Raw genomic sequence first — 13,920 nt, forward strand, 5'->3', positions numbered from 1 at the left:
GAGGAGCGCGAGGTGGACGACATGAGTGACACGCAAGAGAAGAGGGCCGACATGCCGGATGCAGAAGAGGACAAGGTACTTCATACCGTGCGATTCGAACCGGTCGGCGTGGAGATGACGGTTGAGGAAGGCGAGACCGTGCTCGATGCCGCTTTTCGCCAAGGTATCTCGGTGATGCACGGGTGCAAGGAGGGGCAGTGCAGCAGTTGCAAGTCTTTGCTGGTCGAGGGCGATGTCGAAATGAAGAAGTACTCGACCTTCGCTTTGCCTGACTACGAGCGCGAGACCAATCACATCCTGTTGTGCCGGGCGCTCGCCTTCAGCGATCTGACGATCGAACTGCTGAACTACGACGAAGACCTCATGCGCCGTTCGATAGCCGTGAGTGAATACGACGCAACGCTGACGAAGATCACCGCGCTGACGCATGACATCAGGCTGCTGGAAGTGGAGTTGTCCCGGCCGCTGCGCTTCTGGGCGGGTCAGTATGTGGACCTGACGATTCCGGGCCTTGGCATTACGCGATCGTTCTCGATGGCGAGCACGCCAAACGGTCAGAGAAAGCTCGAATTCATCATCAAGAAGTATCCCAACGGCGGGTTCTCGTCGCAACTGGACGGCGGTCTGAAGCGTGGCGACAGGCTGGTGGCGAAGGGCCCTTACGGCACGTGTTTCCGGCGCGAGGACGAGCCGGGGCCGCTGGTGCTGGTGGGTGGCGGTTCGGGGATGTCTCCGCTGTGGTCGATCCTCAACGATCACGTGCAAAGCGGCGAACAACGGCCAATCCGTTTCTTCTACGGTGCTCGCAGCCGTCGCGATCTGTTCTATCTCGACGATTTCGCGGAACTGGAGGACCGGCTGCCTGATTTTCGCTTCATTCCGGCGCTTTCAAACGCCGAGCCGGGTGATGATTGGACCGGCGAGACCGGCTTCATTCACGAGGTGCTTGGCCGCACATTGCGTGAGGAATCGCTGGACGGTGAGATCGATGCGTACACATGCGGTCCGACGCCGATGATCGACGCGGTGATGCCGGTCCTGCAGATGGCGGGTGTCGCGCCCGAGCGGCTCTATTTCGACAAATTTACCCAGGCTATTCGCTGACGGAAGCCAAGGCATCGCGCCAGATCGAAAGTCCGATAACCGAAAGAGGAAGGAGGAGCAACATGAGCACGACGCTACAGGAAGTCGCACCGCTGAAGTCAGGTGCGGCGGGCGCGGCCCAGTTCGCGGGCTCGGAGAGTCGCAAGTACAACTACTTCGAGCCCAAGGGACGCAAGGCGACCCACTACGAGGACATGACCGTCGATGTCCAGCCGGACCCGAAGCGTTATCTGCTTCAGGACTGGATCCTCGCGTTCGCAGACGGTACGCCGACCTATTCGGAAACGTGGACGGCGGCCAAAAGCACCGACTGGCATAAATTTCGCGCAGTCGACGAGGAGTGGGAGCGCACGCACTACCAGCGTCAGTCGACGATCGTCGGCATGATCACCGGCGCCGTCAACAACGCGCGGCGCTCGGGCGCGGTGAAGCGCTTCGATAAGACCTGGATCAAGGTGCTGGAGCAGCATCTCGGCGCGTACAAGCATGCGGAGTTCGGTCTCGGCACCGCCACCATGCACGCGCAGCGCTATGGCTACACGCAGATGATCAATAGCGCGATCCTGACCAACGCCTCCTACAAGCTGCGCTTCGCTCAGGACCTGACGCTCTACCTGGGTGAGATCGCGTTGGACCTGTCGAATATGGATCTTGACGCCGGCAAGGAGCATTGGCTGAACGATCCCATCTGGCAGGAAACACGCCGGGCGGTCGAAGCTATCGGCGGCGCAACCGACTTCCTCGAAAAGTACTTTGCGGTGAATGTCGTGTTCGAGCCGATGGTGGCGGATCTGTTCCGCAGCGGTTTCATCATGCAGGTCGCCGCTTCGCAGAACGACTTTCTGACGCCCACGGTCGTTTCCGCAGCGGAGGGGGACTACGAACGAAATCTGGCCAATGCAGTTGAACTGTTTCACATGCTGGCCAACGATCCGAAGCACGGCGAGGCCAATCGGAAGCTGTTCGGCGAGTGGCTGGAGAAGCACGGTGCGCTTGCCGCAACCGCCGCGAAGCACCTGCAGCCGATCTGGTCGATCCCGCATGTCAAGACGGCGCAGTTCAATGACTGCCTGAACAGTTCGATAGAGCGGGCGGAGATGATTGCCAGAGAGATTGGCGTCCACTTTCCGCTGGCACTCCAGGCCTGACGGGTTCCTTGCCCAGTTGAACTGACTGCGCAAGCTAACCGCACAACCCAACCGCGAAGAGGAGTACGCAATGTCAGTGCATAACGACAATATCTTCAAGTCGATGAAAGATGTTCGCTTCGAGCAGACCATTTCCCACCAGTGCGGCGTCACGATGAACGACAGCGTCGAGGCCCGCGCGATCGCCGAACTGATGACCCACAAACCCGGCATCACGGTGACCTATCTGCCAGCCATGATCCGAATCGATGGGCAAGGCAAGATCGAATTCAAAATGGGCGAGATCAGTGAAGCGCTGGGCCGGGAGATGACACCGCATCTGTTCGAGATATCCACATCGACCCATTACGGGCGGATGGTGATGGTCGATGACGAGACCGTCGTGCTGTTCGGCAATATGGACGACGCGATGGCCTACGAGTGAGCGTGCATCCCGCTATCCAATCAGGCGATCGGCTGCCCTGACGGGCGGCGGGCCGCTCGTACAACCACGGAGACAATGTCATGTATCGAACCACGAACGGTGAAGACATCTTCATCATCGACGGACACGTCCATCTATGGGACGGCAGCAAGGCCAACTTGAAGAACGTGCATGGCCAGCAGTTCATCGATTGCTTTTACGCCTATCACTCGAACCTGAGTCCCAAGGAGTATTTGTGGCCGAAGGAGAAGTTCGACAACTACGGCCCGGAAGTCATGTACGACGACCTGTTTGTCAAAGGCTACGATGACATGGCGATCTGCCAGCCGACTTACCTGACGGACTTTTACAAGAACGGATTTAACACGACTGAGAAAAATTACGAGCTAAAGAAAAAGCATCCGAACCGCTTTATCGTCAATGGCGCATTCGATCCGCGCGATGGCGAGGCCGGACTCGACTACCTGGACGAGCTGTCCGAGACGTATGGGATCAAGGGCGTCAAGCTCTACACGGCGGAATGGCGTGGTGACAGCAAGGGCTACAAGCTGTCGGACCCGAGCGTGCAGAAGTACCTGGAGCGATGCGAGAAGCTGGGCATCAAAAACATCCACGTTCACAAGGGCCCGACGATCCTGCCGCTGAATCGCGACGCTTTTGACGTTGCCGATATCGACGACGTGGCGACCAGCTTCCAGAACCTGAACTTCATCGTCGAGCACTGCGGCCTGCCGCGTCTGGACGATTTCTGCTGGATCGCGACCCAGGAGACGAATGTCTACGGCGGTCTTGCGGTGGTGCTGCCGTTCATTCACTCGCGTCCGGAGTACTTCGCGCATGTGATCTCGGAGCTGCTGTTCTGGATCGGCGAAGACAAGATCCTGTACGGCAGCGACTACGGCATCTGGTCGCCCAAGTGGCTGATCGAGAAGTTCATGGCCTTCGAATTGCCGGAGTCAGTCAGTAAGGAAACCGGTGTGCAACTGTCGCTGACGGCGAAGAAGAAGATTCTCGGGCTCAACGCGGCGCGGTTGTACGGCATCGACGTCGAGGCGCAGAAAAAGTTGCTGATGGATGTCCGGCAGCCGGCTGCGGCCGGGGCATGAATACCATGGCCGCAACGAGCGCCATCGACCGCCAGACCGCCGAGGTGCGGGTTCAGCTCGCGTCGGTCACCGATCCCGAACTCGACGAATCGGTAACCGAGCTGGGTTTCATCACGCACGTGGAAGTGGATGCAGAAGGGCGCGTTCAGATCGGCTTCCGCTTGCCGACTTACTGGTGTGCCGCCAACTTCGCCTTCCTGATGGCCGACGACATGCGCGTTGCTGTCGCCGGCCTACCGTGGGTGACGAAGGTAACGATCGGACTCGGCGAACATATGTATGCCGACGAAATCAACTGCGGCGTCGCGGCCGGGCGGTCGTTCCAGGACACCTTTGGCGCTGAGGCCAGCGGCGAACTCGAGGACATCCGCCAGACCTTCATGGTCAAGGCTTTTCAGCGGCGACAGGAAGCGCTCCTGACGTCTCTGCTCGAACACGGCCTTGAACCTGAGCTGCTGGTGCGTATGAGTGTGGCGGAACTCGCCGGTTTGCCGGACGATTCCGCAAACCGGCGATTCGTAGAACGCTACCTGGAGCGGCGCTTCGTCGTCGGAAGCCGTGCCGATGGTACGGCGCGGGCCAACGAAGCAGCTTTCGTCGACAGTAAAGGCGCCTTGCTCGATGCGGACGGGCTTGGCGTCTACCTGCGTGCCTTGCGGCGGGTCGGCGTCAATGCGGAATTCAACGGCGCGTTGTGCCGCGGCTTGCTGGCGGCACGCTACGGCGACGCGGACGCGGACGCGGCTGCGCCGCAAGTCGAGATCAAGCCCGTGCACTTCGTGCCGGTCAGCGACTGGAAGAGGGGCATTGGGCTCGCGCAATCGGGCAGCACGGCGGAATCAGTTTGAAAGGTAGCAATCCAGAATATTCAAACAGGAGGAGATGAATCATGCCGAATATCATGCTGCATGACGACGAGGCCCGCATGGCCCTCGGCCGCGGTGTCGCCAAACTGGCCAAAGCGGTACGAGGCACGCTCGGCCCTCGCGGGATGAACGCGATCATCGACCGGCCGATTGGTACGCCGATCATCTCGCGCGATGGTGTGAGCATCGCCAATGAGATCGAGCTGGAAGATCCGTTCGAAAACATCGGTGCGCAGGTGGTGCGCGAAGTCTCGAAGCAGACCAATGAAGTCGCCGGCGACGGCACCACCACGGCCACTGTGCTGGCCGATGCATTGGTCCAGGACGGCCTCGCCAGTCTCGCGGACGGCGCCAACCCCGTTGAGCTGGTGCAGGGGCTGGAGATCGCGGTAGACGAGGTGATCGCGGCGCTCAGGCGCGCAGCGACACCGCTGCGCGGGAGCGAAGAGGTGCACGCCGTGGCCGTGGTCGCCGCCAATGACGAGGTCACTGGCGCGATGGTGGCCGAAGCGCTCGAGCGAGTGGGTCCCGATGGCATCGTCGACGTCGAGTACGGCACGACGGTCGAGACCCGTCTCGAAGTGGTCGATGGGATGGCGTTCGATCGCGGCTACCTCTCTCACCATATGGTCACGGACATCGAAAGAATGCAGGTAGTGCTCGACAATCCGCTTATTCTGATGACCGATCAGCGGCTGCAGTCGGCAGAGGAAGTGGCGGCGCTACAGGCGCTCGCGGCTCACAGCAAACGTCCGCTGCTGATCATTGCGGAGGAGGTTGCCCCCGCCTGTGTCATGACCCTGCTGGCGTGGCGGGACAACGGCGGGGTGCCGGTGGCGGCGATTCATCCGCCGGAGTACGGGCATTGGCGCAAAGCCATGCTCGAGGATATCGCTATCGTCACAGGCGGGCGGGTGATTGCCCGTGATCTTGGCGGCAAGCTCGAGGCGACGGAACTGCGCGATCTTGGCAGCGCGCGGCAGGTACGCATCTCGTCGAACCAGACCATCATTACCGCTGGCGGCGGCGATCCGGCTGCCGTTGCCGCGCGCCGTCAGCAGGTCGCGCGTCAGTATGAGATGGCCCCGGAGAATGTCGAACGCGACAAATTTCAGGTGCGTCTCGCCAAGCTGTCCGGCGGTACCGCGATGATCCTCGCTGGCGGCGCCACGCCGGTCGAACAGAAGCGCCGGCTTCACCTGATCGAGGATGCAATCAATGCGGCACGCGCGGCGATTGCCGAGGGCATCGTGCCAGGCGGCGGAATGGCGCTGCTGCGCGTGTCCACGGAACTCGAAGGCGTGATTGCGCGGACCCACGGCAGTGTGCAGCAGGGTGCGAGATTGCTGCAGCGCGTGCTGGCGAAACCGCTCTATCACATCGCGACCAATTGCGGCCTCGACGGCGCGGCGATTGTGTCCGAGGCCGTGCGTGCGAAACCGGGCGTGGGTCTCGACGCCCGCACGGGCAAGTTCGTCAACCTGATGGAGGCCGGCATCATTGATCCGGTAAAGGTCACGTATAGCGCGGTACGCAACGCTGCTTCGGTCGCCGGCTTGATCCTGACTACCCAGACACTGATTGCCAAAAAGCCGGACACGATCGATCCGACCGCTGGCCCGGCGCTTGGCGCCGGCGCCGAATTGCTCGGCCGGAAATAGTGACGCTACAACCGGTCGTCGGTTCGAGGACCAGCTAAAAAACGGCCGCTGCCGGCGTGTTTCGGGCGGCCATCAATAGACGGAGACAACGATGGGTATTGGCGCGGCTGCCCGATTCAATGCCGTCGCGACGACGGCTCGGTACCTCGGCGCAATGTCCTTGATTCGCCTGCTCAGGCTCGCATCGGGGTGGACAATCACACTCTGCGGTACATTGATTATTATGTCCGATATGGGCACGGCGGCCGCTCCGCTGTTGCGAGGCATTTTCGGTGCAATCAGCAGTGCGATGCCGTGAATGCCATGCCTGCCCGGTAGATCGGGCACTCCTGTCATTTTCATGAGCAAGGAGCCAGAGCTTGGACGATCGCGTTCGTAAGGCAGCCAGACCGGCGACGAGAACCGAGCGCACAACGCTTGCGGCAAGAGAAGTATTGGAAGGCCGCCGCCGCGGCGCGCTGATGCTTCTGCCGTTCGCAGGACCGGCAGTGGTGGTTTCTGTTGCCTATATGGATCCGGGCAACTTCGCGACGAATATTCAGGCAGGCGCCAGATACGGTTACGCGTTGCTCTGGGTGGTGCTGTTGGCAAACCTTGTGGCGATGCTGTTTCAGGCGCTCTCGGCGAAGCTCGGCATCGTCACGGGGCGAAACCTCGCGGAGCTATGTCGCGAATGGTTTCCGAAACCTGTCTTGCTGATCATGTGGGGGGTAAGCGAAATTGCCGCGATGGCAACCGATCTGGCCGAATTTCTCGGCGGCGCGATCGGACTGTCGTTACTGTTTCACATGCCATTGCTCGGCGGCATGATGGTCACCGCGGTGGTGACATACGGCCTGCTGTTGTTCGAGAGCGCCGGTTTTCGTCCCCTTGAACTGGCGATCGGGGCACTCGTCGGCATCATTGGTTTGTCCTACCTTGCCGAACTGTTCATTATGCCGATCGCATGGCCGAGTGTCTTCGTCCATACGTTTTCCGCCCAATTGCCCGACGCGAATGCGCTTACGATTGCCGTCGGTATTGTGGGTGCGACGGTGATGCCGCACGCGCTCTTCCTGCACTCGGGGCTAACGCAGCGGCGAGCACCCGCGAGAACGGAGCGCGAGCGGGCAAAGTTGCTGAAATTCTCGAATATCGAGGTCGTCATCGCACTGACCATCGCCGGTCTCATCAATATGGCGATGGTGATCATGGCCGCGGGGGCATTTCATCACGGGCATCCTGAGGTGGCGGAGATAGAAACGGCCTACCACACGCTGGCGCCGCTGTTGGGCATTGGGGCGGCGGGGATTTTTCTGTTGTCGCTGATCGCTTCGGGCATATCGAGTTCCGTGGTCGGCACGATGGCGGGTCAGATGATCATGCAAGGGTTCGTGGGCTTTCGCATTCCACTATGGTTGCGCCGGGCCGTCACGATGGTGCCGAGTTTTGTCGTGGTGGCGCTTGGGGTCAATGCGACTCAGGCGCTCGTCCTCAGTCAGGTTGTATTGAGCCTCGCGTTACCGCTGCCGATGGCAGCGTTGCTATGGTTCACCTGTCGCGAGGACGTGATGGGCCCATACAAAAATCGCGCGTTCATTGCCGTAATCGCCACGCTGGCGGCATTCGTCGTCTTATCGTTCAATGTCGTGCTGATACTGCAGACGGTCGGCGTTGAGATTCCTGGCTTGCCAGGCTGAATTGATTGCGATGCAGGCATATACTAATCAGCGATCGCGTCGCTGGGTTTGACTGACAGTCGAGCAAAAAGCCAAGCCGCGACATACTTGCGAGTCACGCCGAATCCAGCCGCAGAGCCGGTTCCGAGCTGAGCCATCGCATAGGAGGAGAGTTGTGACGAGACAGCAGCTCAGTACCATGTCGGGTCTTGGCAATCAGGCCGCTATGCGCCGGGTAGTGGTTAACGCGCAGCGTGCGAACGACCGTCACTCGGACAGGGTCACGATGCTCGCATGGGAGCGTTTTCTCGCGGGCGAGCCGTCGACGTCTGCGCCTTCTGCCCTGATCGACTCCTGGCAACGCAGTCTGCAATCGGGAGTCAGTCCCACTGCTGGATCGGCACCGTTCGCGGTCCATGGCGATGCAGTTGCGACGTTGTGCTGGCGGCACCGGGAGTTGCTGGCGGCATCTGATCGTCTTTTCACCGTGACCGCGGATCTCTTCGCGGATTCGCATTCGATCTTGCTGCTGACCAACCAGGACGGCGTGATTCTCAAGGCGGCAGGCGACTTGCGTACTTTGGCGGCAGGCGAAAAAATCCATTTGACGATGGGCGGCGACTGGCGTGAAGGCCAGGCCGGCACCAACGGCATCGGCACCACGCTCGCTACCGGCCAGCCCACCTATATCCACGGTTCCGAGCACTTCTGCGAAGGAATCAAGTCGTGGAGTTGCGCAGCGGCGCCGATTTGCGAACCCGGCACCGGCAAGATTCTCGGCGTGCTCGACATTTCCGGGCCGCCTTCCACCTATCAGATCAATAACCTTACGTTAGCGGTAACGGCCGCGCGTCAGATTGAAATGGTGCTGGCCGAGCTGGCGGCTCGCGAGCATATGCGACTGCTCGCCTTCTGCCTGCAGCGCCTGTCGTCATCCGACGCAACCGGGATGATCGCGATTGATCGGGCTGGGCGGCTTGTGCATACGACCGGCAGGGTGCCATTGCCGGTCAACATCGGAGAACGCTTCCCCGGTATGGACGAGAGCTCCGCTGTCGAAGACTGGGCGCAACATCTGCCGAAAGGCTTGCATGCCGACTGGTTCAACCCGGTTGTGGTCGAAGGCAACACGATTGGTGCCATGCTCGTTGTTCCCGTGCGATCGCGACCCATCAATGCCCGGATTGCAGAGCGCAGCGGCGAGGACGATCCGCAGCGCAACTGCTTTGCGCAGATCCAGGGTCAAAGTGCAGCAATGCTGGCCGCCCTCAATCGGGGTCGTCAGCTTGCCCGCAGGCGTGTGCCGGTTCTGATCGAAGGTGAAACCGGGGTCGGCAAAGAACTGTTCGCGCGCGCCATACATGGCGAAGAAGGGGGAGGCGGGCCTTTCGTCGCGTACAACTGCGGAGCCGCGTCCAAAGAACTGATCGCCAGCGAGTTATTCGGCCACGTGCGTGGTGCATTTACGGGGGCGACTACCGAGGGCCGGGCGGGCCGATTCGAACTGGCTCACGGAGGCACGCTATGTCTCGACGAAATCGGCGAGATGCCGCTCGAACTTCAACCGGTCCTGCTGCGTGCACTTGAGGAGGGCGTTATTTACCGGTTAGGGGACACTCAGCCGCGACGCGTCGACGTGCGCCTGCTGGCGATGACCAATCGCAATCTGCGCGAAGAGGTCGACTCGGGCCACTTCCGCCGCGATCTTTATTATCGCATTAGCGTTACGCGCATACGCATTCCGCCGCTCCGCGAACGGGACATCGACATCGATCTCCTCGTCGCGTTCTTCAACCGGCGGCTCGCCCAACGCCACGCGGTTCCCGAGCGACGACTAAGCGTCGAAATCATGGCCGTGCTACGCGCTTATTCCTGGCCCGGCAATGTCAGGGAGATGCGCAACGTCATCGAAAATCTGCTCCTGACGTCCAGCGAAGAGGTGGTGACGCTCGACGAGCTGCCTGCTGAGTTGCTCGACGAAACCGGCTCCGCCGGCGTTGTACTGCCTGTGCACAAACAATCGGGCAGTCTGGAGGAAACGGAGCGTTTGGCCATCGCCCGCGCAGTGCAGGATGCTCACGGCAATCTCGCTCAGGCGGCCCGCGCATTGGGTGTCTCGCGTAGCACGCTATATCGCAAGCTGGAACTCTATCAACTGGACGCCATCGCCAAACCGACTGACGGCGCTGGACGTTAAGGGACGAGTTGTGTCGCGATGTCATGATGCGCAAGCGGGGGCTCGCGGGTTACGACGTAACTCACTGTCCGCGACCAGTTTTCAGATTGAATAGGCTACCGCCAGACGGCTCGGCGGTAGCGCAAAACAGAGAGGTATTCGAGCCTTTGCAGTAAAGGCTCAGATCCCGCCGACGCACATGTACTTGATGACGACGTAGTCGTCGATACCGTAATGCGAGCCTTCGCGGCCGAGACCGGATTGCTTGACACCACCGAACGGCGCGACTTCGTTCGAAATCAGACCGGTGTTGATACCCACCATGCCGTATTCGAGCGCTTCCGCGACACGCCACACACGGCCGATATCGCGACTATAGAAGTACGACGCGAGGCCGAATTCCGTATCGTTGGCGAGGCGGATCACTTCTTCATCCGACGAGAAGCGGAACAGCGGTGCGAGCGGGCCAAAGGTTTCGTCGCGCGCGACCTTCATGGCCGGCGTGACATCCGCGAGCACGGTCGGCTCGAAGAAGCCATGACCGAGCGCATGGCGCTTGCCGCCGGTGACGATGCGTGCGCCTTTGGCGAGGGCGTCTTCGATATGCGATTCGACCTTGAGCACAGCCGCTTCATTGATCAGCGGACCTTGCGTGACGCCGTCTTCGGTGCCGCGGCCGACCTTGAGTTGTTCGACGGCGACGCGCAGTTTTTCGGCGAATGCGTCATAGACTTTATCGTGCACGTAGAAGCGATTGGTGCAAACGCAGGTCTGGCCGCTATTGCGATATTTCGATGCGATGGCGCCGGCAACGGCCGCATCCAGGTCCGCGTCTTCGAAGACGATGAACGGTGCGTTGCCACCGAGTTCGAGCGACACTTTCTTGACCGTCGGCGCGCACTGCGCCATCAGAAGACGGCCTACCGGCGTCGAACCGGTGAAGGACAGTTTGCGCACGATCGGATTGCCGGTCATTTCCGCGCCGATGGCTTTCGGCTCACCGGTGACGACGTTGAACACACCGCGCGGCACACCGGCGCGTTCGGCCAGCACGGCGAGGGCGAGTGCGGAGAGCGGCGTGGCTTCGGCCGGTTTGACGATGATCGGGCAGCCGGCGGCGAGTGCCGGGCCGACCTTGCGAGTGATCATGGCGGCCGGGAAATTCCACGGCGTGATGGCTGCGCAGACACCGATCGGTTCTTTCGTCACGACGATGCGTTTGTCGTTTGCCGGTGTGGGGATGGTGTCGCCGTTGACGCGTTTGCCTTCTTCCGCGAACCACTCCAGGAATGAGGCGGCGTAAAGGATTTCGCCTTTGGCTTCGGCGAGGGGTTTGCCTTGTTCGGTGGTCAGGATCTTTGCCAGATCGTCGGCGTTTTCCAGCATGAGGTCATGCCATTTGCGCAGGATCGTGGCGCGTTGTTTGGCGGTGGTGGCTCGCCATGCTGGCCATGCGGCGTTGGCCGTGTCGATTGCACGGCGGGTTTCGGGTGTGCCCATGCGGGGCACTGTGGCGATTGTTTCGCCTGTGGCGGGGTTTTTTACTTCGAATGTTGCGGCGTCGTCGGCGGGTTGCCATTCGCCTGCTATGTAGGCTTTTGTTTTTAGGAGAGAGGGGTCTTTTAGGACTAGCGTCGGCATTTTTGGTTTGCTCCAGGGGTTTCGAATGTAGGTTTTTTGCCTTCGTGGCACTTTTGTCCGTGCTCTTAGGGCGTTGGCCTTTCCTTGTTTTGTTAGTGGTCTATTGGCGTTGCCCCTGTGCGGGGCGGCACCTACTTTTCTTTGCCGGCTGCAAAGAAAAGTAGGCAAAAGAAAGCAGCTCAAACCGCCAATGCTAAGCGGGCACCGTAGTTTGCTAGGGGTAGTGGTGCATCTGGAATCTGTGTTTGTGCCCCTGCATGTGTCAGTGACAAGGGCATCATACTTCCGGCGGCGCTGCGCGCGCCGAAGAGTACTTCACAAAACCACCCGCTACGTTTTGATGCTCGCGTCTCGCCACCGGGGTTCCGGGGTGAGTGCAGGAGCACCTCACCGAGGCGAAGCCGACGGCCCCCGCTGCGCAAAAGCGACGCCCCTGGTTTCCCATGCAGACCCGTCCGCGACGCACGCAGTGCGGAGTGGGAGCTGATGAGTCCTTTGTCACTAACGCCGAATGTGCGAGAACACGGATTCCAGATGCACCACTATCCGTTGCAAACCACGGGCCCCGCTTAGCATTAGCGGTTTGAGCCGCTTTCTTTTGCCTACTTTTCTTTGCGGCATGCAAAGAAAAGTAGGTGCCCCCCCGCACAGGGGGAACGCTAATAGACCACTAACAAAACAAGGAAAGGCCAACACCGTAAGAGCACAGACAAAAGCGCCGCGCAGGCAAAGAAAAAAGCAAAGCCCAACGCGGCACGCATCCAGCCAAAAAAGCGCCGCGCAGGCAAAAAAAACCATCAAACAGCTACAGCAACACTCTCCTTAAGCACCGCTTCAAGAATCCCCATAGCCTCATCAAAGACGGAGTCTTGAATAGTGAGCGGGAACAGGAACCGAACAACGTTCGAATAAACACCACAAACCAGTAACAACAACCCGCGCTCCAGCGCCCGAGCCTGCACCCGCTTGGTGAACTCCGCATCCGGCTCCGTGCCACCTGCCTTGCAGAACTCAACAGCAACCATCCCGCCCGGCCCACGCACATCGGCGATCTGCGGAACTTCGCTCTGCAGCGCGATCAGCTTCGCCTTGACTCGATCACCCAGAACCGTAGCCCGCTCGCAGAGCTTCTCTTCATCGATGATATCGAGCACAGCATGCGCGGAAGCAACCGCCAGCGGGTTACCCGCATACGTGCCACCCAAACCGCCAGGCGCCGCCGCGTCCATCAAATCAGCACGTCCAACCACACCCGACAACGGCATGCCGCCCGCCAGGCTCTTGGCCATCGTCATCAGATCAGGCACCACGTCATAGTGATGCATTGCAAACAACTTGCCGGTACGGGCAAAACCCGTCTGCACTTCGTCGGCAATCAGCAAAATGCCATGCTCATTGCACAGCTTGCGCAGTGCGCGAACGAACTCGGCCGGCGCGGGGTAGAAACCGCCTTCGCCCTGAACGGGTTCGAAAATAATCGCCGCGACGCGCTTCGGATCGATGTCGGCCTTGAACAGAAACTCGATTGCCTTCAGCGAATCAGCCGTCGTCACGCCGTGCAGCGGATTCGGGAACGGGGCGTGGAACACGTCCGCCGGGAACGGACCAAAGCCGATCTTGTACGGCGCAACCTTGCCGGTGAGCGCCATGCCCATCATCGTGCGGCCATGGAAACCGCCGGTGAACGCGATCACGCCCGGACGGCCAGTCGCGGCACGCGCAATCTTGATCGCGTTTTCAACGGCTTCGGCGCCGGTCGTGAAGAAAGCGGTCTTCTTCGGATAGTCGCCCGGCGCACGCGCGTTGATCTTCTCAGCCAGCTCGACGTACGACGCGTACGGCACGATCTGATACGCGGTGTGCGTGAAATGATCGAGCTGGTCGCGGATCGCGGCCAGAATCTTCGGGTGACGGTGGCCGGTGTTGCACACCGCAATGCCCGCAGCGAAATCGATGAAACGGCGGCCTTCGACGTCCCACAACTCGGCGTTTTCCGCGCGCTCGGCGTAGAAATCGCACATCACTCCGACGCCACGCGGCGTGGCGGCGTCTTTGCGGCTCTTCAGGTCAGCATTCTTCATGGTTATCTCCTTCGCTCCTCGGTTTTTGCGGACGCCGCACGCTCAGCGCAGCACA

Annotated in this window: 11 protein-coding genes; 9 read left to right on the top strand and 2 right to left on the bottom strand. The window is 60.5% G+C overall.

The window, feature by feature from the left end; genetic code table 11:
- The first annotated feature begins 21 nt into the window (after nt 1-21).
- The 9 genes from PQQ86_RS26175 to PQQ86_RS26215 all read left to right on the top strand — a co-directional run bounded on the left by PQQ86_RS26175 (nt 22) and on the right by PQQ86_RS26215 (nt 10,164).
- Nucleotides 22-1,104, top strand: coding sequence for an NADH:ubiquinone reductase (Na(+)-transporting) subunit F (locus PQQ86_RS26175; protein ID WP_408273473.1), 1,083 nt, complete (start codon nt 22-24; stop codon nt 1,102-1,104).
- A gap of 62 nt (nt 1,105-1,166) precedes the next feature.
- Nucleotides 1,167-2,252: a ferritin family protein gene (locus PQQ86_RS26180; RefSeq protein WP_408273475.1), complete on the top strand. Its 1,086-nt coding sequence runs from the start codon at nt 1,167-1,169 to the stop codon at nt 2,250-2,252.
- A 70-nt stretch (nt 2,253-2,322) separates the two neighbouring features.
- Entirely contained in the window at nt 2,323-2,676 is a 354-nt protein-coding gene (locus PQQ86_RS26185; RefSeq protein ID WP_093632508.1) for an MmoB/DmpM family protein, read from the top strand.
- A gap of 80 nt (nt 2,677-2,756) precedes the next feature.
- A complete protein-coding gene (locus tag PQQ86_RS26190) occupies nt 2,757-3,782 on the top strand; it encodes an amidohydrolase family protein (protein ID WP_408273478.1) in 1,026 nt (341 codons plus the stop codon).
- A complete protein-coding gene (locus PQQ86_RS26195) occupies nt 3,779-4,630 on the top strand; it encodes a metal-sulfur cluster assembly factor (RefSeq protein WP_408273480.1) in 852 nt (283 codons plus the stop codon). The genes PQQ86_RS26190 and PQQ86_RS26195 overlap by 4 nt, the downstream gene beginning before the upstream one ends.
- Before the next feature lie 41 nt (nt 4,631-4,671).
- Nucleotides 4,672-6,309 (top strand): molecular chaperone GroEL, encoded by a 1,638-nt coding sequence (locus PQQ86_RS26200; RefSeq protein ID WP_408273483.1) that lies wholly within the window; start codon nt 4,672-4,674, stop codon nt 6,307-6,309.
- Nucleotides 6,310-6,400: 91 nt separating this feature from the next.
- On the top strand, nt 6,401-6,607 hold the full coding sequence (locus PQQ86_RS26205) for a hypothetical protein (RefSeq protein WP_408273486.1): 207 nt from the start codon (nt 6,401-6,403) through the stop codon (nt 6,605-6,607).
- Between the two features lie 61 nt (nt 6,608-6,668).
- Nucleotides 6,669-7,988: an Nramp family divalent metal transporter gene (locus PQQ86_RS26210; RefSeq protein WP_408273489.1), complete on the top strand. Its 1,320-nt coding sequence runs from the start codon at nt 6,669-6,671 to the stop codon at nt 7,986-7,988.
- A gap of 154 nt (nt 7,989-8,142) precedes the next feature.
- Nucleotides 8,143-10,164, top strand: a complete 2,022-nt coding sequence (locus PQQ86_RS26215) for a sigma-54-dependent Fis family transcriptional regulator (protein WP_408273492.1) — start codon at nt 8,143-8,145, stop codon at nt 10,162-10,164.
- A gap of 159 nt (nt 10,165-10,323) precedes the next feature.
- Here PQQ86_RS26215 and PQQ86_RS26220 read toward each other — a convergent pair whose 3' ends face one another.
- Both PQQ86_RS26220 and PQQ86_RS26225 read right to left on the bottom strand, forming a co-directional pair.
- Nucleotides 10,324-11,784: an NAD-dependent succinate-semialdehyde dehydrogenase gene (locus PQQ86_RS26220; RefSeq protein WP_408273494.1), complete on the bottom strand. Its 1,461-nt coding sequence runs from the start codon at nt 11,782-11,784 to the stop codon at nt 10,324-10,326.
- 797 nt (nt 11,785-12,581) lie between these two features.
- On the bottom strand, nt 12,582-13,865 hold the full coding sequence (locus PQQ86_RS26225; protein ID WP_093634728.1) for a 4-aminobutyrate--2-oxoglutarate transaminase: 1,284 nt from the start codon (nt 13,863-13,865) through the stop codon (nt 12,582-12,584).
- Between the last annotated feature and the right edge of the window lie 55 nt (nt 13,866-13,920).

Source organism: Paraburkholderia sediminicola, assembly GCF_046026675.1.
In the GTDB taxonomy this organism is placed as follows: domain Bacteria; phylum Pseudomonadota; class Gammaproteobacteria; order Burkholderiales; family Burkholderiaceae; genus Paraburkholderia; species Paraburkholderia sediminicola_F.

Bases quoted from the DNA above. Each gene is read 5' to 3' on its own strand.
- PQQ86_RS26205 (WP_408273486.1), top strand. From the start codon at position 6,401: ATGGGTATTGGCGCGGCTGCCCGATTCAATGCCGTCGCGACGACGGCT.
- PQQ86_RS26195 (WP_408273480.1), top strand. From the start codon at position 3,779: ATGAATACCATGGCCGCAACGAGCGCCATCGACCGCCAGACCGCCGAG.
- PQQ86_RS26190 (WP_408273478.1), top strand. From the start codon at position 2,757: ATGTATCGAACCACGAACGGTGAAGACATCTTCATCATCGACGGACAC.
- PQQ86_RS26175 (WP_408273473.1), top strand. From the start codon at position 22: ATGAGTGACACGCAAGAGAAGAGGGCCGACATGCCGGATGCAGAAGAG.
- PQQ86_RS26200 (WP_408273483.1), top strand. From the start codon at position 4,672: ATGCCGAATATCATGCTGCATGACGACGAGGCCCGCATGGCCCTCGGC.
- PQQ86_RS26180 (WP_408273475.1), top strand. From the start codon at position 1,167: ATGAGCACGACGCTACAGGAAGTCGCACCGCTGAAGTCAGGTGCGGCG.
- PQQ86_RS26185 (WP_093632508.1), top strand. From the start codon at position 2,323: ATGTCAGTGCATAACGACAATATCTTCAAGTCGATGAAAGATGTTCGC.
- PQQ86_RS26220 (WP_408273494.1), bottom strand. From the start codon at position 11,784: ATGCCGACGCTAGTCCTAAAAGACCCCTCTCTCCTAAAAACAAAAGCC.
- PQQ86_RS26225 (WP_093634728.1), bottom strand. From the start codon at position 13,865: ATGAAGAATGCTGACCTGAAGAGCCGCAAAGACGCCGCCACGCCGCGT.